General features: G+C 57.2%; 4 protein-coding genes and 1 pseudogene. 4 read left to right on the top strand and 1 reads right to left on the bottom strand.

Features of this window, described 5'->3' with window-relative positions:
• Window positions 1-18 precede the first annotated feature (18 nt).
• Window positions 19-17667 (bottom strand): annotated as a pseudogene (locus ACFSOY_RS00810) (non-ribosomal peptide synthase/polyketide synthase); the annotation flags it as partial.
• A gap of 782 nt (window positions 17668-18449) precedes the next feature.
• Between ACFSOY_RS00810 and ACFSOY_RS00805 the strand changes: the two are divergent.
• The 4 genes from ACFSOY_RS00805 (at window position 18450) to ACFSOY_RS00790 (ending at window position 23611) form a co-directional block, all read left to right on the top strand.
• Entirely contained in the window at window positions 18450-19673 is a 1224-nt protein-coding gene (locus ACFSOY_RS00805; RefSeq protein ID WP_386043377.1) for an MFS transporter, read from the top strand.
• Window positions 19674-19849: 176 nt separating this feature from the next.
• The gene (locus ACFSOY_RS00800; protein ID WP_386043375.1) at window positions 19850-20974 is read left to right on the top strand and encodes a GerAB/ArcD/ProY family transporter; all 1125 of its coding nucleotides are present in this window, start codon (window positions 19850-19852) and stop codon (window positions 20972-20974) included.
• Window positions 20940-22454, top strand: coding sequence for a spore germination protein (locus ACFSOY_RS00795; RefSeq protein ID WP_386043373.1), 1515 nt, complete (start codon window positions 20940-20942; stop codon window positions 22452-22454). The genes ACFSOY_RS00800 and ACFSOY_RS00795 overlap by 35 nt, the downstream gene beginning before the upstream one ends.
• Window positions 22451-23611 carry a Ger(x)C family spore germination protein gene (locus ACFSOY_RS00790; protein ID WP_386043371.1) on the top strand — a complete coding sequence of 387 codons (1161 nt, stop codon included), beginning with the start codon at window positions 22451-22453 and terminating at the stop codon, window positions 23609-23611. Before ACFSOY_RS00795 ends, ACFSOY_RS00790 begins: the two co-directional genes overlap by 4 nt.
• The last annotated feature ends 33 nt before the right edge of the window (window positions 23612-23644 follow it).

Raw genomic sequence — 23644 nt, 5'->3', positions numbered from 1 at the left:
GATCGGCAGGGCCGCTTTGTCCACTTTGCCGTTCGGCGTCATCGGGAAGCGATCGAGCAGCACGATCGCCGACGGAACCATGTAGTCTGGGAAGCGGCTCTTCAGCGCTGTGCGAAGCTGCGCGACGATCTCCTGCTCATCCCCTACGACCTTCGGCACCACATAGGCGGCGAGGCGCTTGAAGCCAGGCGTGTCTTCCCGGACGAGGACGACAGACTCGCGCACGATCACATGCTGGCCGAGGGCGGTTTCGATCTCCCCGAGCTCGACGCGGAATCCGCGGATCTTCACTTGGTTGTCGATGCGCCCGACAAATTCCATCTTGCCATCCGCCGTGTGGACGAGCAGGTCTCCCGTCTTGTACAGGCGAGCGCCAGGCTGTTCGGAGAACGGGTCGGACAGGAACTTTTCGGCGTTCAGCTCCGGACGGTTCAGGTAGCCCCGCGCCAACGCTTCCCCACCGATGTAGCACTCCCCCGGTACCCCGACAGGCACCGGCTGCATGTTCGCATCCAGCAGGTAGAGCGTCGTGTTGGCGATCGGCACTCCGATATCCAAGGCGTGGCTCGCATCTGTGTAGGCCGCATAGGTGGAGTACACAGTCGCTTCTGTCGCCCCATACACGTTGACGAAACGGCGACCTTTCGACCAGCGGGTGACAACTTCGGCAGACGCCGCCTCCCCGCCGGTTACCACCGTCCGCAATGCGGGGAACTCTTCATCGAAGAGCACGCCGAGCACGGAGGCGGTCAGCATGATCACGGTGATCTCCATATCGCGCATCAGCTGCGCGAGCTCCGGCCCTGGCAACAGCTTCTCGCGCGGAGCCAGCACTAGCATGGCGCCGCTGAACAGCGCTGCGAAGATCTCGGAGACAGACACGTCAAAGTTGAACGATGCAAACTGCAAGACGCGGCTCGTCTCCTCGATTGCAAAGTTGGCGATCTGCTCCCCGGCGAGGTTACAGAGACCACGGTGTTCCAACAGAACGCCTTTCGGTCGTCCGGTCGAGCCGGACGTATAGATCACGTAGGCGAGGTGTTCAGGACCTGTCGAGCTCCTCACATTGTCAGCCGACTCCGCTTCGATCGAACGCGCGTTCTGATCGAGGCAGATCAACGTCACTGTGTGATCATGTTGCGGCAACCGGTCTGCCAATTCGCTCTGCGTGATAATCAGAGGAACTTGCGTATCCTCCAACATGTAGGACAAGCGATCTGCCGGGTAGGCAGGATCGAGTGGCACATAACCGCCGCCCGCTTTCAGCACGGCGAGAACGCTTACGATCATCTCCGGCGAGCGGTCGAGGAAGATGCCGACCAGCGTGTCTGGCTGTACGCCCTGCTGCTGCAAGTGACGGGCCAAGCGGTTGGCGCGAGCGTTCAGCTCCGCGTAGCTGATCCGCTCTTCTTCAAACGCGAGGGCGATGCGGTCTGGCGTTTTTTCAACCTGCGCTTCAAACAGGTGGTGCGCACACGCTTCGCGCGGATAGTCTGTTTCCGTTTGGTTCAGGTCGATCAGCAGGCGTTGCCGTTCCGCTTGGGTGAGCATCGGCGCCAGCGTGATCGCCTGATCTGGATCGGCGACCATCGCTTCCAGCAGCGTGTGAAGATGTCCGGCCATCCGCTGGATCGAGTCCGCTTCGTACAGATCGGTGCTATAGACGATGGAGATGTCGAGACCATCCGCTTTTTCGGTGACGGTCAGCAACAGATCAAACTGAGCGGACAGCTCTTCCTGATCGAGCGTCTTGACGTCGAGCCCTGGCAATTCCCATGTGCCCGCCCCTGCGTTCTGCAGGATAAACATCGCTTCGAACAGCGGCGAATGGCTGACATCACGACCAGGTTGCAACTCTTCGACCAGCCGTTCAAACGGCAGGTCTTGGTGCGCATATGCGCCGAGCGTCACTTCGCGCACACGCGAGAGCAGGTCGCGGAACGTTGGCGCTGCTGACAGATCGGTGCGCAAGACCAGCGTGTTGACGAAGAAGCCGATCAGCCCTTCGATCTCCTCGCGGTTGCGACCTGCGATCGGAGTGCCAACGCGTTGGTCCGATTCGCCTGTATAGCGGTAGAGCAGTGTTTTAAAGGCGGTGAGCAGCGTCATGAACAGCGTCGCTCCCATCTCGTTGCCGAGGGCGTGGAGCTGCTCGGCGAGATCGCCCGGAATCTCGACGACCAGCACTTCACCACGGTGGGTAGGCTGTTCGGGTCGCGGATGATCGGTCGGCAGCTGCAAAGGCGGCAGCTCGCCCCCGAGTTGGTGCTTCCAATAGCTCAGCTGGCGGTCTAAGACATCGCCTGTCAGCCAGCTGTGTTGCCACACGGCAAAATCTGCATACTGAATCTTCAGCTCGGACAGCGGTGATGGCAATCCTGCATCGTACGCCTCATAGAGAGCGGATAACTCTTGCGTGAACACACCGATCGACCAACCGTCGGAGACGATATGGTGCATCGAGACGAGCAGGACGTGCTCCTCGTCTGCCAATCGAATGATCTCAGCGTCGAACAGCGGACCTGTCGTCAGGTCATATTGCATTTCCGCCGCTTGCTTCATTCGATTTTGCAACTCCGCTTCGCTCAAGCTGTAGACCGGCACCGCAAACGGAGGGTTCGAATGGATGATCTGTCGCGGTTGACCGTCCACCTCTGCAAATGTGGTGCGCAACGACTCATGTCGTCTGACGATCTCTCGCAAGCTTTGCTCCATCGCATCTGTGTTCAGCTGCCCGCGCAAATGCAAGGTGAACGTCATGTTGTATGCGGTGCTGTCCGGCTCCAGCTGGTCGAGGAACCAGAGGCGCTGCTGCGCAAAGGAGAGCGGCAGGTCTTGGTCGCGATTCACCTGTTCAATCGGTGTGCGATCATTCGCCAGAAGCGAGGAGGTCTCCACCCGCTTCGCAAGCTCGGCGATCGTCGGCGCCTCGAACAGTTGGCGCAGGCTGATCTCCGACTGGAGCTCGCTGCGCAGTCGGGACATCACCTGTGTCGCCAGCAGCGAGTGCCCGCCCAGCGCGAAGAAGTTGTCCTCGACGCTGACTCGCTCCAAGCCGAGGACGCTTGCCCAAACGCTCGCAATGATCTCCTCGACCGCAGTTCGCGGTGCCACATAGACACCCGCCTCCATCGCCGAAGCATCTGGTGCTGGCAAGGCGCGGCGGTCGATTTTCCCGTTGGGGTTTAACGGCAGTTGTTCCAGCAGCACCAAGAACGAAGGCACCATATACTCAGGCAGCTTCTCTTTCAAATAAGTTCGCAGCTCGGCGCTGTCCACACTTTCCCCTTCTGTCGGCACCACATAGGCGGCGAGGCGTTTGTCGCCGTTCTCGCCCTCCTGCACGATCACGACGCTTTCATGGACGTGCGGATGCTGGGTCAGCACCGTCTCGATCTCTCCGATCTCAATCCGGAAGCCGCGAATTTTGACTTGGTTGTCGATTCGGCCGAGGAACTCTAACGTTCCGTCTGCCAGATAGCGAGTCAAGTCGCCCGTCCTGTACCAGCGCTGTCCCTCGATCGTGACAAATTTCTCCTCGGTCAGTTCTTCACGCTGATAATACCCACGGCTGACCCCTGCTCCGCCGATGTAAAGCTCACCGGGAATGCCCGCTGGGAGCAGATTTTGATGCGCATCGTAGACCCGCAAGTTTGAGTTCGGAAGCCTCGTCCCGATCAGCAAGCGGTGCAGGTGGACATCGCGCGGAACGAAGTAGGAGGAGCAGATGATCGTGCCTTCTGTCGGCCCGTACAAAACGTGAATCTCCGCGTTCTGGAACACTTTATACATCGCTTCCAGCAGATCCGGCGGAACCGCGTCACCGCCGATGAAGATCAGGCGGATCTTGTCAAACGCCTGATGCTGCTCGTCCTGTTCATTGATCGTCTGCACGATCTGACGCATCAAGCTCGGCACTGTGTGAATCGACGTGTACCCTTTCAGCTCTTCGACCAACTGAGGCAGATCGAGCACATGCTCGCGAGCGAGCACGACAGACGTGCCGCCGGTGAGCAGCGGGTTCATCAATTCGAACAGCGCGATGTCAAACGCCACCGAGGCGATCCACGGCAGGACATCTTCTGCACAGAAGCGGAAGCGCTCTTGGCTGGCCAGCAACGTGCTGACCAGGTTGCCATGTTCGACCATGACCGCTTTCGGTCGTCCGGTTGAGCCGGACGTGTAGATCATATATGCCAAATGCTGCGGCCTGACATCCGATTGCGGGATGGTGGCAGGCTGCGTTGCGATCTCCGCCCAATCTGTGTCGAGGCAGACGATCAGCTCTGAAGACCCTGAAAGCTTTGGCAGCAGGTGCGACTGGGTCACCAGCACGCGAGCTTGCGTGTCTTCTAAGATCAATTGCATGCGCTCTTCCGGATAGGCGGTATCCAGCGGAACATACGCGCCTCCCGCCTTGAGAATTCCGAGCACGCCGATCACCAGCTCAAGCGATCGTTCGAGGCAAAGCGTCACCAGCACATCCGGTCCGACGCCAAGCGCCTGCAGATGGTGCGCCAATCGATTGGCACGCTCGTTTAGCTCCCGATAGGTCAAACGCTCTTGCTCAAATACGATCGCGATCGACTCGGGGGTGCGTTCAACCTGCTGTTCGATCAGCTGATGGATGCACAAATCGTGCGCAGGCGCGGCGTTTGTATCGTTCCACGTGTGCAACAACAGGTGTTGCTCCTGCTCGGTGAGCAATGACAGCTCGGAGAGCTGACGGTCGGTCGCTTCGACAAGTTGACGCAGGAGGACGTGAAAATGCTCGGTCATGCGCACGATCGTCGCCTCGTCAAACAGGTCGGTGTTGTAGTTAAAAGTTGCGCTCAACCCGTCTTCCTCTTGGCTCATCGCCAGCGACAGATCGAACTTCGACGTATCGTTGTCCACCTGAATGGCGCGCATCGGCAGGATGGACTGCGAACCTTGCTGGTCGGCAGCATCCAGCGAGAACATCACCTGGATCAACGGCGTCCGGCTGGTGTCACGATCTGGGTTGATCTCCTCGATCAGCTTTTCAAACGGCAGATCTTGGTGCGCGTACGCTTCCAGCGTCGTATTCCGAACCTGTTGCAACAGGTCGTGGAACGTCATCTGCTCTTGCATCTGCGTGCGCAGCACCAGCGTGTTGACGAAGAAGCCGATCAGCCCTTCCACCTCGCTGTGATTGCGCCCGGCGATCGGGGTGCCGACCAGCATGTCATCCTGTCCGCTGTAGCGGTGCAGCAGCACGTTAAAGGCGGCAAACAAGGTCATGAACAAGGTCGTGCCTTCGTTTCGGCTGATCTGTTGCAGGCGGTGCGACAGATCGGCAGGCAGATGCAGCGTGTGATCGGCGCCGTGCTCTGTCAGCAGAGCGGGACGCGGGCGATCGGTCGGCAACTGCAAGAACGGTTGGTGTCCGGCGAGCTGTTGTTGCCAGTAGTCCAGCTGATTTTGCATCTCTCCATCCAACCACGCTCGTTGCCAAACCGCATAGTCGGCATACTGCACCGGCAGTTCGGCGAGCGGGGACGGCAGGTCTTGTGTGAACGCTGCATAGAGCGCCGACAGCTCGTTCATCAGCACGCCGAGCGACCAGCCGTCCGCCACGATGTGGTGCATGTTCCAGACGAGAATCGACTCGTCTGAAGACATCAGGATCAGCAGGGTGCGGCACAGCGGCCCTGTCTGCAAATCGAACGGCTGGCGCGCTTCCGCCTGGATCAACCGCTCCGCCTGTGGCTGGCGCTGCTCGACGGGCATCGCTTGCAGATCGACGATCGGAAGCTCGAAATCTTCCAGCGGTCGAATCTGTTGCACAGGTTCACCCGCGCGGACGACAAACGTGGTGCGCAGCGCTTCATGACGGTTGAGGATCTCCTCGACGCATCGCTGCAAGACCGAAATGTCCACCGCTCGTCCAATCTGCAAGGCGATCGGAACGTTGTAGGTGGTCTGACCCGGCTCCAGCTGGTCGAGAATCCACAGGCGCTGTTGGGCAAAGGACAGCGGCAGGTCTTGCTCGCGGGCGACGCGTTGAATCGGCGCGCGGTCGTTGATCAGGCGCGAGCTCGCCTCCACCCGCTTGGCGAACTCGGCGATGGTCGGCGCTTCGAACAGCTGGCGCAAGGTCATCTCCGTCTGGAGGGCGCTGCGCAGGCGGGACATCACCTGTGTCGCCAACAGCGAGTGGCCACCCAGCTCAAAGAAATTGTCGTGAATGCCGACCTGCTCCACCTGAAGCACCTGCGACCAGATGCCGGCGATCAGCTCTTCCGTCCAGTTGCGCGGCGCGGAGTACGCCTGATCTGCGAAGCTTTCTGCCAGGTTCGGGGCGGGAAGCGCGCGCTTGTCCACTTTCCCGTTCGGGTTGAGCGGAAGTTCTGGCAGCGAGATGATCACAGCCGGAACCATATACTCGGGCATTCTCTCCTTGAGGTAGCTGCGCAAAGCCGCACGGTCAAACTCTCCCGCTTCGCTTGGGACAATGTAGGCGATCAGTCGCTTTTGACCGCGATCGTCAGCGTGCGCGATCACCACGTTCTCGCGCACCGACAGATGTTCTCCGATCACCGCCTCGATCTCACCAAGCTCGATGCGGAAGCCGCGAATCTTCACCTGACCGTCGATGCGGCCGAGGAACTCGATATTGCCGTCTGCGAGCCAGCGCACGAGGTCGCCCGTCTTATAGAGCCGCTCCTCCGGCTTCCCAAACAGATTGGCGATAAATTTCTCTTCGTCCAGCTCCGGTCGGTTCAAGTAGCCGCGCGCCAGACCGTCGCCGCCGATGTGCAGTTCGCCCGGAACCCCGATCGGCGCAAGATTGAGCTGTGCGTCGAGCACATAGACCTGCGTGTTGGCGATCGGACGGCCGATCGGTACGGGGCTCTTGGCATACTCAGCGGTCGGCATCGGATAAAAGCTGGTGAATGTCGTGCTTTCGGTCGGCCCGTACACATTGGACAGTCTGCAGTTCGGCAACCGTTCCAGTGCGAGCTTGACATGCGGGACGGACATCACTTCCCCGCCCGTCAGCAGCTGCCGCACCGATTGGAGGTCATCGAGCTGATGCTCCACCATCTGATTGAACAGCGCGGTCGTCAAGAAGATCGAGGTGACCTGATAGTCGGTCAAGGTGCGACCTAACTCTGCTAGCGTTGGCAAGTTCGGTGGGAAGATGACCAGCTTGGCACCGTTGAGCAAGCTGCCCCAGATCTCAAACGTTGCTGCGTCAAACGAGATCGGCGCGAACTGCAAGAACACATCTTCGCGGTCGAACTGAATATAGTTGGTGTTTTTGACCAGTCGCACCACTCCGCGATGCGGCACGCAGACACCTTTTGGCTGTCCGGTTGAGCCTGACGTGTAGTTGACATAAGCGAGATCTTCCAGCTCGTTTCGGCACGGCAGGTTGTCACAGCTCTCCCCTGCGATCTTCGCGCTCCACTCGCTATCGAGGCAGATCACCTCCGCCCCATGCGCGGGCAGGGTTTGACGCAGATGCTCTTGGGTGAGCAGCAGAGAAACTTGCGCGTCCTCCAACATGAAGGCGAGGCGCTCTGCCGGGTAGTTCGGATCGAGCGGCACATAAGCGCCTCCCGCTTTCAAGATCCCGAGCAACCCGATCACCATCTCGAAGGAGCGCTCCATGCAAAGGCCGACCAGCACATCTGGCCCCACGCCTTGTCTGCGCAGCACATGCGCCAGTTGGTTGGCACGCTCATTCAAGTCGCGGTAGGTCATCTCCCCCTGTTGATCTTGCAAGGCTACCGACTCTGGCGTTTGCATCGCCTGCGCTTCGAACAGCTGTGGAATGCTCAGCTGCGGGTACTCGGTCACGGTGTCATTCCAGCCGCTCAGCACTTGCTCGCGCTCTTCGGCCAGCAAGAAAGACAGCTCGGACAGCTTGTCGCCCGGACGTGCGACGATCTCGCGCAGCAGCGATTGGAAGTGCTCCGTCATCCGCACGATCGTCGCCTCGTCGAACAGGTCGACGTTGTAGTTGAAGGAGGCGGTCAACCCTTCCGCTTCCTCGCTCATCACGAGCGTCAGATCGAACTTCGACGTGTCGTTGTCCACCTGAATGGCGCGCATCGGCAGGATGGACTGCGAACCTTGCTGGCTGGCAGTCTCCAGCGAGAACAGCACTTGGAACAGCGGCGTGCGGCTTTGGTCGCGATCTGGGTTGATCTCCTCGACCAGCTTTTCAAACGGCAGATCTTGGTGCGCGTACGCTTCCAGCGTCGTATTCCGAACCTGTTGCAACAGGTCGCGGAACGTCATCTGCTCTTGCATCTGCGTGCGCAGCACCAGCGTGTTGACGAAGAAGCCGATCAGCCCTTCCACCTCGCTGTGATTGCGCCCGGCGATCGGGGTGCCGACCAGCATGTCATCCTGTCCGCTGTAGCGGTGCAGCAGCACGTTAAAGGCGGCAAACAAGGTCATGAACAAGGTCGTGCCTTCGTTTCGGCTGATCTGTTGCAAACGGTGCGACAGATCGGCAGGCAGATGCAGCGTGTGATCGGCGCCGTGCTCTGTCAGCAGAGCGGGACGCGGGCGATCGGTCGGCAGCTGCAAGAACGGTTGGTGTCCGGCGAGCTGTTGTTGCCAGTAGTCCAGCTGATTTTGCATCTCTCCATCCAACCACGCTCGTTGCCAAACCGCATAGTCGGCATACTGCACCGGCAGTTCGGCGAGCGGGGACGGAAGGTCTTGTGTGAACGCTGCATAGAGCGCCGACAGCTCGTTCATCAGCACGCCGAGCGACCAGCCGTCCGCCACAATGTGGTGCATGTTCCAGACGAGAATCGACTCGTCTGCAGACATCAGGATCAGCAGGGTGCGGCACAGCGGCCCTGTCTGCAAATCGAACGGTTGGCGCGCTTCCGCCTGGATCAACCGCTCCGCCTGTGGCTGGCGCTGCTCGATGGGCACCGCTTGCAGATCGACGATCGGAAGCTCGAAATCTTCCAGTGGTCGAATCTGCTGCACAGGTTCACCCGCGCGGACGGCAAACGTGGTGCGCAGCGCTTCATGACGGTTGAGGATCTCCTCGACGCATCGCTGCAAGACCGAAATGTCCACCGCTCGCTCAATCTGCAAGGCGATCGGAACGTTGTAGGTGGTCTGACCCGGCTCCAGCTGGTCGATGATCCACAGGCGCTGTTGGGCAAAGGACAGCGGCAGGTCTTGCTCGCGGGCGACGCGTTGAATCGGTGCGCGGTCGTTGATCAGGCGCGAGCTCGCCTCCACCCGCTTGGCGAACTCGGCGATGGTCGGCGCTTCAAACAGCTGTCGCAAGGTCATCTCCGTCTGGAGGGCGCTGCGCAGGCGGGACATCACCTGTGTCGCCAACAGCGAGTGGCCACCCAGCTCAAAGAAATTGTCGTGAATGCCGACCTGCTCCACCTGAAGCACCTGCGACCAGATGCCGGCGATCAGCTCTTCCGTCCAGTTGCGCGGCGCGGAGTACGCCTGATCTGCGAAGCTTTCTGCCAGGTTCGGGGCGGGAAGCGCGCGCTTGTCCACTTTCCCGTTCGGGTTGAGCGGAAGTTCTGGCAGCGAGATGATCGCAGCCGGAACCATATACTCGGGCATTCTCTCCTTGAGGTAGCTGCGCAAAGCCGCACGGTCAAACTCTCCCGCTTCGCTTGGGACAATGTAGGCGATCAGTCGCTTTTGACCGTGATCGTCAGCGTGCGCGATCACCACGTTTTCGCGCACCGACAGATGCTCTCCGATCACCGCTTCGATCTCACCAAGCTCGATGCGGAAGCCGCGAATCTTCACCTGGCCGTCGATGCGGCCGAGGAACTCGATATTGCCGTCTGCGAGCCAGCGCACGAGGTCGCCCGTCTTATAGAGCCGCTCCTCTGGCTTCCCAAACGGATTGGCGATAAATTTCTCTTCGTCCAGCTCCGGTCGGTTCAAGTAGCCGCGCGCCAGACCGTCGCCCGCGATGTGCAGTTCGCCCGGAACCCCGATCGGAACTGGGCTTAGCTGCGCGTCGAGCACATAGACTTGCGTGTTGGCGATCGGACGGCCGATGGAAACGCTAGCGCCGACCTGTTCCGGATCGGTCATCTGATAGCAGCAGGTAAACGTGGTGTTCTCCGTCGGGCCGTATCCGTTGATCAGCGTGCTGTTCGGCAAAGCTTGCAGCGCTTTTTTGACATGTGGAACGGAGAGCACATCTCCCCCTGCCAACAGGTAGCGCACAGAGCTCAGGTCGTCCAAATGCTCCTCCACCATCTGATGGAACAGACCGGCTGTCAGCCAGAGCGTGGTCACGCGATGTTCGCGAATCGTGCGCCCCAGTGCGGGGAGCGACAGGCTTGGCTCGCTGTACAGCACCAACTTCGCGCCGTTGAGCAAGCTGCCCCAGATTTCGAGGGTTGCCGCATCGAACGAGATCGGCGCGAACTGCAAGAACACATCTTCTCGGTCGAACTGAATGTAGTTGGTGTTTTTGACCAGGCGCACCACTCCGCGATGCGGCACGCAGACGCCTTTTGGCTGTCCGGTTGAGCCTGACGTGTAGTTGACATAGGCGAGATCTTCCAGCTCGTTTCGGCACGGCAGGTTGTCACAGCTCTCCCCTGCGATCTTCGCGCTCCACTCGCTATCGAGGCAGATCACCTCCGCCCCATGCGCGGGCAGGGTTTGACGCAGATGCTCTTGGGTGAGCAGCAGAGAAACTTGCGCGTCCTCCAACATGAAGGCGAGGCGCTCTGCCGGGTAGTTCGGATCGAGCGGCACATATGCCCCTCCCGCTTTCAAGATCCCGAGCAACCCGATCACCATCTCGAAGGAGCGCTCCATGCAAAGGCCGACCAGCACATCTGGCCCCACGCCTTGTCTGCGCAGCACATGTGCCAGTTGGTTGGCACGCTCATTCAAGTCGCGGTAAGTCATCTCCCCCTGTCGATCTTGCAAGGCCACCGACGTTGGCGTTTGCATCGCCTGCGCTTCAAACAGCTGTGGAATGCTCAGCTGCGGGTACTCGGTCGCCGTGTCGTTCCAGCCGCTCAGCACTTGCTCACGCTCTTTGGCTGGCAAGAGGGACAGTTCGGACAGCTTGTCGCCTGGACGCGCGGCGATCTCTTGCAGCAGCGATTGGAAGTGCTCGATCATCCGCACGATCGTCGCTTGCTCAAACAGATCGCGATTGTATTCTACGGCGAGGAACAGTCGATCCGCTTCTTCTCGCATTGTGAAAGACAGTTCGAACTTGGCAGTGTCATTCTCAAGTTCGAGCGCTTGCCAGCTCTGCCCGTCCAGCTCGACCGTTTGGATGTCGGACGGCTCAACAGAGAACATGACTTGGAACAGCGCTGAATGGCTAAGGTCGCGCTCCGTCTCCAACTGTTCGACCAGCTTCTCAAACGGCAGATCCTGATGGGCTTGCGCATCGAGCGTGTTTTGCTTGGTCTGGCGCAACAGGTCGCCGAACGACAGTTCTCCCGACAGGTCGGCGCGAATCACCAGCGTGTTGACGAAGAAGCCGATCAGCCCTTCGATCTCTTGGTGATTGCGGCCGGAGACGGGCGTGCCGATCCAGATGTCCTCCTGTCCCGTGTAGCGGTAGAGCAAAGTTTGGAACGCAGTCAACAGCGTCATGTAGAGCGTCGCGCCTGCGCTCTGCCCAACTTGGCGGATCTTCGCACTGATCTCTGGCGACAGCAAGGCGGTCTCAACGCTGCCAGCAAAAGTCTGCTGGGGCTGGCGCGGGCGATCGGTCGGCAACTGCAACAGCGGACGCTCACCGCTGAGCTGTTCGCGCCAATAGGATAGCTGATGTTCGAGCCTGTCACCTTGCAGAGTTTGAGCTTGCCAGATCGCGTAGTCCGCATATTGGACGGGCAATTCTTCCAGAGCTTCGGGCTGCCCCGCTGCAAAGGAGCGATACAGCGTTGCCAGCTCGCGTGTGAACACGCCGAGCGACCAACCATCTGAGATGATGTGATGTTGGTTGACGATGAACAAATGATCATCGTCCGCCAGGCTGATCAATGTCGTCCGCCACAAGGGGCCGTCTGTCAAGCTGAACGGCTGACAGGCGTCCGCTTTGGCGATCCGCATCGCTTCCTGCTCAGCTTCTGTAGCCGGATGGGCACGCAGGTCGATGCGGACGAGCTGCCAGTTGGACGTTTCATCGATGATCAGCACAGGCTGACCGTCCTCTTCAGCAAACGTGGTGCGCAGCGTTTCATGACGCTTGACGATCTCATCCAAAGCTCGTTCGAGCAGATCCGCATCGAGCGCACCTTTGATGCGCCAAGCGAACGGGATGTTGTACAGCGCGCTGTTCGGTTCCCACTGCGCCAAAAACCACAGGCGCTGTTGGGCGAAAGATGCTTGCGGTCGACCGCCCCGCTCGGTGCGCGCGATGCTCGCTGTCAGGACAGCGCTCCCCTGCTCTTCTTGCAACCGCTCGACAAACGTTGCGACGGTCGTCGCTTCGAACAGCAGTCTCAGCGGAAGGTCTTTGCCGAGGATGTCGCGCAGGCGGGACATCACCTGCATCGCCAGCAGCGAGTGCCCCCCGAGCGCAAAGAAATTGTCGTGAATCCCCACGCGCTCTGCCGACAGCACTTCTGCCCACGTCGCCGCGATCTGCGCTTCGAGCGGCATGCGCGGTGCGACATATGTGTTCTGTTCGAACAACGCATCGTTGTCCGGCTCTGGGAGTGCGCGTTTGTCAACTTTGCCGTTCTGCGTGATCGGCATCGAGTCGAGCGTCAAGAATGCGGCGGGCATCATATAATCGGGCAGCAGGTCGGCCAAGTGTTTGCGCCACTCGCCGTTGCTTAGGACAGCAGCTCCCGGCTTATACACCACATAGGCATAGAGGCGCTTGTCCCCAGACGGCAGCTCGCGTGCGATCACCACATTGGATTCTACCGACTCATGTGCGCCGATCACGCTCTCGATCTCGCCGAGCTCGATGCGGAATCCGCGAATTTTGATCTGTCCGTCGATGCGGCCGAGGAACTCGATGTTGCCATCTGGCAACCAGCGCACGAGGTCGCCCGTCTTGTATAACTTTTCATCAGACTCGCCGTATGGGTGTGCGATAAATTTCTCAGCGGTCAGATCCGGACGCTTCAGATAGCTCGTCGCCAGCCCGTCACCGCCGATGTGCAACTCGCCAGGCACGCCGAGCGGCACTGGGTTCAGATCGGTGTCGAGCACGTAGACCTGCGTGTTGGAGATCGGACGACCGATCGAGACGGTAGCACCGATTTGCTCCACGTCGGTCATCGGATTGCAACAGGTGAACGTGGTGTTCTCCGTCGGTCCGTACCCGTTGATCAGCGTGCAGTTTGGCAGAGCGAGCAGCGCTTTCCTGACGTGTGGAACGGAGAGCACATCCCCTCCTGCCAGCAGGTAGCGCACCGAGGTCATGTCTTCCAGATGCTCTTCGACCATCTGAAGGAACAGTCCGGCCGTCAGCCAGAGCGTGGACACGCGATGTTCGCGAATCATGCGCCCCAGCGCGTGAAACGACAGGTCTGGCTCGCTGTACAGCACCAACTTTGCACCGTTGAGCAAGCTTCCCCAGATTTCAAAAGTGGCCGCGTCAAAAGAGATCGGCGCGAACTGGATGAACACATCTTCGCGGTCGAACTGAATGTAGTTCGTATTTTTGACCAGGCGCACCACACCTCGCTGTGGCACGCAGACGCCCTTCGGACGGCCGGTCGAGCCAGAGGTGAAGATGACGTAGGCGAGCGAATCGGGCGTGGTGGCACAGGCTGGGTTCTGTTCGCTCTCACCGCAGATCGATTCGCGCTCCAGATCGAGGCACAGCACTTGGCCGAACTCTGCTGGCAAGCGCGAGAGCCACTTCTGCTTGGTGATCAGCAGTTTGACTTCCGCATCTTCCAACATATTGCTGAGACGCTCTTGCGGATAGGTGGGGTCGAGCGGCACATAGACGGCTCCCGCTTTCAGAATGGCCAGCATGGTGACGACCGCTTCAACAGAGCGCTCAAGCAACAGTCCGACCAGATCTTGCGGGGCGACGCCTGCGCGAATCATCCGGTTGGCAAGCCGGTTCGCTTCCACGTTCAGCTGGTGATAAGTCAGGCACAGATCTTCTTCGACCAGGGCGATCGCGTCAGGGTTGGTGCGCACCTGCTCCGCAAACAGCTCCGCGATGCTCGACCGTTTCGGATATGGAGTGACCGTGTCGTTCCAAGCGTGCAGCAACAGTTCCTGTTCCTCCGCCCCGAGCATTTGCAGTTGGGCGATCGGCTGTGTGGCATCCTGCGCAATGCTCTGCAACAAGTTGAGGAAATGTTCCAGCATTCGCTCGATCATCGCATCGCTGAACAGATCGGTCTTGTACTCGAACGAAACGTGTAACCCGTCCGCCTCTTCGACAAACTCCATCGTCAAGTCAAACTTGGCTGTGCCGTTGTGGATGTCGAACGGTTGCCAGGTCAGGTTGGCCACATCCCTCTGAACGAGCGATGTGTTTTCAAACACGAACATCGTCTGGAACAGCGGCGTTTGGCTGCCATCGCGCACCGGGGCGATCTCCTCGACCACTTTTTCAAACGGAATGTCCTGATGCGCGAACGCGCCGAGCGAAACGGAGCGAACATCGTGCAACAGGTCGCGGAAGGTCATCATCCCCTGCAGATCGGTGCGCATCACCAGCGTGTTGACGAAAAAGCCGATCAGATCTTCCACTTCGCGGCGTGTACGCCCCGCGATCGGGGTGCCGACCGAGATGTTTTCCTGCCCCGTATAGCGATAGAGCAACGCTTTGAATGCGGACAGCATCGTCATGTAGAGCGTAGCCCCTTCGCGCAGGCTCAGCTGTTCAAGCGTCCGCAACAGATCGGCAGGCACCCGCCTTTTTTGCAGGTTTCCTCGATCTGTCGGGCGAGCTGGTCGCGGCTTGTCGGCAGGAAGCTGCAGGACTGGCAGATCGGAGCCGATCTGTTTCTTCCAATAGAGAAGCTGTTGCTCGACCTGCTCCGCTTGGAGATTGCGCTGCTGCCAACGGGCATAGTCGCCATACTGCACAGGAAGTTCGGCGAGTGGCGACAGATCGCCGGCTATCAGCGCTGCATACAGCGCGCTCAGTTCGGAGGTCAACAGGCCAAGCGACCAACCGTCCGATACGATGTGATGAATGTTGAGCAAGAGCAGATGCTCGGTCTCGCTCAAGCGAATCAGCTGCGTGCGCAGCAGCGGCCCGACCGTGAGATCGAACGGTTGCTCAGCATCGCGGTTCATCTGTTCAAACGCTTTCGATTCGCGCTCCTCTTCTGGCAATTCGGTCAGGTCGACAACCTGCCAATCGGCTCGCAGGCTGTCGTGGACGATCTGGATCGGCTGTCCTTCCGCTTCGGCGAACGTTGTGCGGAGCGCTTCATGACGGATCACGATCTCCTGCAGCGCTCGCTCCAGAACGGACGCATCCAGTTCCCCCGTCAGCTTGATAGCGGTCGGGATGTTGTATACTGCGCTGCCAGGCTCCATCTGATCGAGGAACCACAGCCGCTGCTGCGCGGAGGACATCGGAGCTTGACGCAATCCGACCGCCCGCTCCAAACTGATCGTGCGATCTGAAAGCGCTGCGTTCGTCCGCAGTGCGTCTGCCAATTCGGCGATCGTAGGTGCCGCAAAGAAATCTGCGAGCGTCAACTCTTTTTCGAACGCGTCGCGCACTCGGGAGATCACTTGTGTCGCTAACAGCGAATGTCCGCCCCATTCAAAAAAGTTGTCCTCTACGCCGATCCCTGCCGTCTGAAGCACCTGTTCATAGATCGCGACGAGCAGCGTTTCATCGTGGGTGCGCGGTGCAACATAATCGACGGTGCGCTCCCGGCTGAAGACGGGAACGGGCAGCGCTTTCTTGTCCACCTTTCCATTTGGGGTCAGCGGGAACGACGCAATCGAAACGAAAGCGGCTGGAACCATGTGAGCAGGCAATTTTTCTGCTAGATATTCACGCCAGCTCGCTTCTTGAGCTTGGCTGGCCTGCACGGGGACCACATAGGCGACAAGCCGTTTCTCTGTCGCATGGAGCTCATGGGCGAGCACGACCGTCTCCTTGACGTTTGGATGCTGGATCAAAACGCTTTCGATCTCGCCCAACTCGATGCGGAAGCCGCGGATTTTGACCTGATGATCGGAACGGCCGCAATATTCGATATTGCCATCGGGGAGCGTGCGCACCAAATCGCCCGTCTTGTACATGCGGGCATCAGGCAGATTGGACTGATGGTCAGGAACGAACGATTCGGCAGTCAGCTCCGGCAGGTTGAGATAGCCCCGAGAAGGGCCGATGCCTCCGATGTACAACTCCCCGATCACACCGCTTGGGACAGGTTGTAGATGATGATCGAGCACATACATGCGGACACCTGCCATCGGGCGCCCGATCGGGATTCGTGTTCGATTGCGATCTGCTGGAGTCGGCGTGAACAGCGAAGCGGTGACAGTCGTCTCCGTAGGACCGTAGGTGTTGATCGTCTCGACCTGATCGCCGCCGATCTGCCACCACATCTGGAACCGCTCCATCGCGGGCTCTTCCGCGTTCAACAGCACCATGCGCAGATGTGGCGGAACGCGCGTTCCCGACTGGTGCAGCTCGAACGCCCATTCGTGCCAGTAGGCGGTTGGCAGACTCAAGACGGTCAACGCTTGTGCTTCCACATAGCGAGAAAATTCGCGATTGGGTGCGAACAGTCGATTGGGGCGCAGCACGACAGTCGCTCCGACTATCCAGGCCGGGTACAGCTCTTCCACCGTCGCGTCAAATGTGATCGGGGCGAACTGCAACACCCGATCGTCCGCGCGGAGGTTCAACCCATCGAGGATGGAGTAGACGTATGGGACGAACGTCTTGTGCTCGACGAGGACGCCCTTCGGATTGCCAGTCGAGCCTGACGTGTAAATCACATAAGCTAAGTTGTTCTCTGTGACCGCCGTCTGCGGGGCTGCCGACGGTTCGGTCGCCAGCGCCTCTCCTTCGCTGTCGAGGCAGATCACTTCCGCGGAGTGAGCGGGCAGATCGGCGAGCAGATGCTGCTCCGTGAGCAGGATCGGCACATTTGTGTCCTGCAACATGTAGGCGAGGCGCTCTTTCGGGTACGCTGGGTCGAGCGGCACATAGGCACCGCCCGCCTTCATGACGCCGATCATGCTGACAGCCATCTCGATCGATCGCTCGGCGAGGATGCCGACCAACGTTTCTGGCATCACGCCCATCTTGATCAGGCGGTGTGCCAGCTGATTGGCGCGCCGATCCAGCTCTTGATAGGTCAGCGATTCATCGCCGCAGACGACCGCTGTGTGCGTCGGTGTACGGGCAGCTTGTGCGGCGAGCAGTTCATGCAGGCAGACGCCGCGCGGATAGTCGAGCGCTTTGCCGCTCCAGCTCTCCTGCAGTTGCTGTTGCTCATCGGCAGTGAGGATCTGAATCGCGCGGATCGGCCGATCCGGTTCGCTCATCACACCTTCGAGCAGTTGGACAAAATGTCGCGCCATCTGGGCGATCGTCGCTTCATCGAAGAGGCTGGCATCATACAAAAAAGTACCCTGAAAATGGTCAGCTTGCGGAGTGATCAACAGCGCAAGTTCGTTTTGGGAATTCTGTTCGGCGAGCGCAATCAGCATCTCTTCTTCGGCAAAAGCGAACATCGTTTGCGAACGCATCGCCGTTTCAATCGTTGCTGCCGAGGACGCTTCGACCATATCGTGGACGGTAGAGGTCAGATTGAGATAGCTCATTTGATCATTCAACGAAAATGTAGATATAAATGGATGTGCTGTACCTGATTTCATTGTAAGCAGATTAATAATCAGCTCATTTTGTCCTGAGTAGCGCTGCAACAACAAGTTGAAAACGCTGAGCAGGCAGACAAACGAGCGAGAATGTGTCTCATCGTGTGTTCCCCACAGTTCTGACAACCGAGACTCTGTAAACGCAAACAAAAAACGACCGCGTTCATAGACTTGTCGGGCAGAGCGTCGACCGTTTGTTGGAAGTTGTAACAAGCCTGTCGCCTCATTCAAACGTGTCATCTGCTGGACATTGTTAGCACTCACGTAATTCCCTCCTAGACTGAATAACAAACTGCCAATTCCGTTAATTTCAGATAAATAAAACGAGCTTATTGAAAGAGTATCCAATAGACTATAAGTCATTCTTGAGATTAGCTCATAACCCTATTATAGTACACTCCTTTCTTCATATCTATATTTTTAATTGAGTTCACAAAAAACATAAAATCTAATATTGCAGTCGGATTTACTGAAGTTTGACTATTATTACGTAACAGTCTATTATAGTAAATGGCGTATCAGGAAGTTGAACATTTGGAACATACTGACAGTGAGAAAGGTGACCACACATGAACCAAGAAGCTCTTGCTCCGCGAGCAGGAATATGGCAGCCGAAGTTTAATTTATTTCTTACTTCTCGAGTGTTTAAGGTGTTGGCCGACAATTTTGCATCGATCTCTTTTGTCTGGTTGTTGCTCGAATCTGGTGGTGGCGCGGTCGCTACGTCGATCCTTTTTTTCGTCACGCTGATTCCGGAGATGCTGTTGGGCCTATTTGTCAGCCCACTGCTCGCACGAGGGCGCCTGAACGTTTGGATGTTTGGCTCCGATGCAGTCCGGGCTCTGATCATGTTGGTGATTCCCCTCTGTTACTATTATGATTTTCTGCCGATCTGGCTGTTTTTCGTCGCCGGATTCATTCAATCTGCTTGTGGTTCTGTTTACAATCCAGCCTCTGTTGCGCTGCTGCCCCGCTTGGTCGAGCGGTCGCATGTACAGAAGGCGAACGCATTTATGGCGAGCGCCAACCAAGTGGTATTCCTCGTCGGGCTCGCCGGTGCCGGGGTATTGGTCAACTGGCTGTCCAGCGTCACGACGATGGTCGTGACCAGTGGCGTATTCCTCATCTCCGGGCTTTTGCTGCTGTTCCTCCGCCCGAACAAAGTGGAAGCGCCTACTCCTACTGAATCGGTCGAGCAGATCGAGCAGGAAGAAGAGGAGAAGCTCACCTTCTCAGAGAAGATCAAGAGCTATTGGAAAGAAGTGCTCTCTGGGTTTACGATCTTGCGCAAACACAAGACGATCTTTGCGATCAACGTGTATGCGACCTTTCTCAATTTTGGCATGGCACCGTTCCTCGCCTTGCTCGCCGTCTATGTGACAGAAGAGCTGCAAGGCGATGCAGGCACGCTGTCGCTTTTGCGCGGTAGCCTGATGGTCGGCGCCCTGCTGATGGGAATCGTGCTCAGCAAGCTGAAGATCAAGCGCTACTTTGCACTGTTCATCTTTGCCGGGCTCTGTCAGGGCCTCGCCTTGACCGTGTTTGAGTTTTCCTCCTTGATCTGGGTGATCGTCCTGTGCTGTGCAATCATCGGGATGGTGGAAACGGCGGTCAACGTGCCGGAGATGGTCCTGATCCAAACTACCGTTCCGCCAAACGAGCAGCCAGCGATCTATGCAGCGGGGACAGCGCTTGCTACCTCTTGCTTGCCGATCGCCGCGCTGATCGTCGGTCCACTCGCCGAAGCGTACGGAGTGGGAACGATCATCGCATGTGGTGGGGTGCTGATCATCGGGACAGGTATTTTAGTTCGTCTGTTCTTGCCGGTTGACAAAACGACCGCTGCAGACGCGAACGGTCAATCCACCTCTTCCTGAGCGGATCAAAGCGATCGCTGCCCCGCTTTCGACAAGCAAAATTAAAAAACTGACGCCGGCAGTACGCCGGCGTCAGTTTTTTTTTGTTTTTCCAGAGTCGTTTTTTCTCGTCGCGTCAGACATGAGTTTGGCAATTTCTGCACACCCTAGAAAAAACAACAGTGGGTGAAAGAACTATGACACAGGCACAAGATCGAATTTCTACCATCCAAGCGATCATGATCCTGATTTCGTATGTCGGAATCAACGATCATGTCACCGTGATTCCCGTCCTGTTGCGCACCGCTGGCCGCGATGCTTGGATCTCCGTATTGCTCGCTGGAATTCTGATCGTGATCTGTGTTCCCGTTCTACACACGATCATGCGCAGAAGTGGTCAAGTACACATTCTCGCCTGGGTGCGACAAACGGCAGGGCCTTTTCTCGCCGGTCTTTTGGCGCTAGTGTTCATCTGCCAGATGTTTGTCACCGCCTATGTTACGATACAGGACTCGACCACTTGGCTGTACATGATGTATCTCTATCTGACTCCGAAAACGATCTTGACCATCATCTTCTGTCTGATCTGCCTTTATCAGGTGCGTTCGGGCATCCGTTCGATCGCGATCGTCAACGGTCTTTTGTTGCCTTTCGTCATCGTGTTCGGCTTCTTTGTGATGAGCGCGAACATCCCGAACAAAAACTACGCCTTGCTTCTGCCGATCTTAGAAAATGGAATCAACCCGGTCCTCCACGGCTTCGTCCCTGCCGGTGCGGGCATGTTCGACATCATCTTGCTCCTGCTCTTTCAACAGCGATTGAAGCGTCAGGTGAAAAAAGGTTGGCTCTTTTTTCTCACCCTGTTTACCGTCATGCTGATGCTCGGCCCGCTGACAGGCGCGATCGCAGAGTTTGGTCCCTATGAAGGGGGCGAACTGCGCTACACCGCTTCTGAGGAATGGAGAATCGTCTCTTTTTCGCATAATTTTGAGCATGTTGACTTTCTGTCGATCTATCAATGGATGGTCGGAAGTTTCATTCGGGCTTCGATCACGATCTATCTCATTCCGGAAATTCTGCAGATCAAAACAAAAAAGAAGCGCAATCTCACCCTCTATCTGGTGATGAGCTTGCTTTTGTTGCTCCTGTTGATTCCGGTCGAGGATGAAAAGTTCCTTTCCTACGTATCTGACTACTTCCTGCCTTACACTTTTTGGGCAGCTTTCGCGGTCCTGATGATCTTGTTCGCGATCAGTTTTGTCAAAAAGAAAAAGGGCGGTGAATCGCGTGAACCAGTCCAACCCGAAGCTCGAATCGGGTGATCATTCCACCCCAGTATCGGACAGTTTTCAGGCAAATGAGCGGTGGATTCGGCAAACGTTTCACAACTGCCAAGAGGTGTTTGTGCAGCATCTCAAGTTGCCGAGTCGCACTTCCCCACGCTCCCTATTGTTCGCCTACTGCGAGGGGCTTGCCGATGAAGAGCGCCTCAACCAACAGGTGATCCCGAGCATTAAGCAGTTGTTTCAGACGTTGAGCGTCGAGTCGGTAGATCCTGATTTGCTCGTGAAAGCGTGGCAATATTTTTCGGTGATCAAGACGGATCGGATGGAGACGACCATCTCTCCGATCTTCGAGGGGAAGCTCGTCGTGCTGATCGAGGGTGTCCAAGCGGTCTACCTGCTCGACATCGCAAAACCGCCGAAGCGAGACCCTTCTGAGCCACGGACCGAAATCTCGATCAAAGGACCGCGAGATGGCTTCACCGAAGAGCTGACCGACAATCTCGCCCTGATTCGCAAGCGCTTGAAAACAAACTCTTTGCAGACCGAGTTCTTTTTTCTCGGCAAGCGATCCCACACGAGAGTTGCCCTCCTCTACATCGAGGATATTGCCAACGAGAAGACCATCGAGGATGTGCGAACGAAAATCGATCAGATCGATGTGGACGCCGTCTACAGCTCCACGCAGGTCGAGGAGCAGATCGTCAACTCCAAGCTGTCGATGTTTCCTCAGATGGACTATTCGGGCCGTCCCGACTATGTGGTCGATGCGCTGCTAAAAGGCAGATTCGCGATCATGGTGGACACCAGCCCAATCGCTTTGATCGCACCCTGCAATATTTTTCTGATGTTAAAAGCTTCCGAGGACTTACACAACAGTTACGTGTTCGCCACATTTGAGCGCATTCTGCGGGTGATCGGGTTGGTCGTCGCCGTCTTGTTGCCCGGGTTTTACGTGGCGATCACAAGCTATCATCAGGATCAGATACCGCTCAGCTTGCTTGCGACGCTCTTGATCGCGCGCAAAGGAATTCCACTGCCAATTCCGCTGGAAGCATTTATCATGCTGTTGCTGTTCGAACTGTTTCAAGAGGCAGGCGCTCGCTTGCCGAGCAAAGTTGGACAGACTTTGGCGGTCGTCGGCGGTCTGATCATCGGCGATGCGGCGATCCGCGCTGGAATCGCCAGCCCTTCCCTGCTCGTCGTTGCCGGTATCACCGCAGTGACCACCTTTACGCTGATCAATCAATCGCTCGCTGGAGCTGTCAGCATCATGCGCATGCTGATCATGATGGTCGCCGCTTTTTTTGGGCTGTTCGGCTTTTTTGTCGCCATGGTTACCCTGTTGATCTACTTGGCGAACATGCGCTCTTTCGGCATCCCCTATTTAAGCCCGATCTCTCCGCCCGACTTGAAGAGCATCTTACAGTCGGTCATTCTTTTACCAGCGTCGAAAAGGAAGCGGAGACCTCGCTTTTTGAACTTAAAAGATAACTCCAGTCAGGGGGAACAGGAATGAGACGTTCCTATCTTCTGATCCTCGCGCTGTTGTTGGCTGCGCTGCCCCTTTCTGGCTGTTGGAGTTTTAAGACGCTGGAGCATATGGCGTACATTCATGCGCTCGGAGTGGACTACCGAGACGGGCAATACACGATCTATGCGCAGATCGCCAATTTTACCAACATCGCCAAAACTGACGTCGGCGGCCAACAGAATGAGAACGTTCCGGTCTGGGTCGGCAAAGCGAGCGGCAAATCGTTTAATGTTGCCATCTTTAACTTGTATGATACCCTTCAGCGTCGGTTGTACTGGAGCCATTTGAGCACGCTGGTGTTCACCGAGTCGGCCGCGAAGAAAGGGATTGAGGAAATCAGGGATCTCTTTCAGCGGTTTGGGGAGTTTCGACCGACGTTTTGGGTGTTTACGACGAACATTCGCCTAGAAAAACTTTTCACGGCGGCAGCTGCGGTCGACCCCTCCCCTGTCTACTCCAAGCTTGGCGATCCGATCGATATGAACAAGCAGAGTTCCTTTCCCGCCCTTCCCAAGCGCATGCATGAGTTTGTCGCCCTGTTTCGGGAAGAGTCGCATACGCTGGTCATTCCGAGTCTTAAGGTAGACAAGAAAAGTTGGTTCGATCAGAAAAAATATTTCGAAGAGATCGTGTTTGACGGTTATTCGGTCATGCACCGCGGGAAGTGGATGGGGATGCTGTCAAGCGAGGAGGCGAGAGGCTTGTTGTGGCTCAATCGCAATCTGGTGCGGAGCCCCCTCTCCATTCGGCTGAGCGAAAACAGCGTGAGCAGCGTCGTCGTGAAAAAACCGACCATTAAAATTATCCCGATCTTTGAGCAGGATCAGGTTCGATTTTCGCTTCATCTCAAGCTCAACGGTCATTTCACCCAATTGAAAGGGATCTCAGAAGAGGATGAGATTCGAAAAAAAGTGAGAGAGACGATTCAAGCTCAGGTGCTCAGAACTTATCGCGCTGGTCTGAAAATCGATGCGGATGTGCTCAATCTATCCGATACGGTCTATCGAAAACATTCGAAGGACTGGAAGAGGTTATCAAAAAATGGAAAGTTGCCCCTTGATGAAAATTCGCTTGCAGAAATCAAAGTGGAAATCAAGTTTATTCATTACGGGAAAAAAGTCCATATGGATGCTAAGCAATAAGTTCGTCAAGTTGTTGATGTCTCTGTAGTCGCT

Source organism: Tumebacillus lipolyticus (assembly GCF_042682745.1).
GTDB lineage: Bacteria > Bacillota > Bacilli > Tumebacillales > Tumebacillaceae > Tumebacillus_A > Tumebacillus_A lipolyticus.
This window is presented reverse-complemented; position numbering and strand designations above follow the sequence as displayed.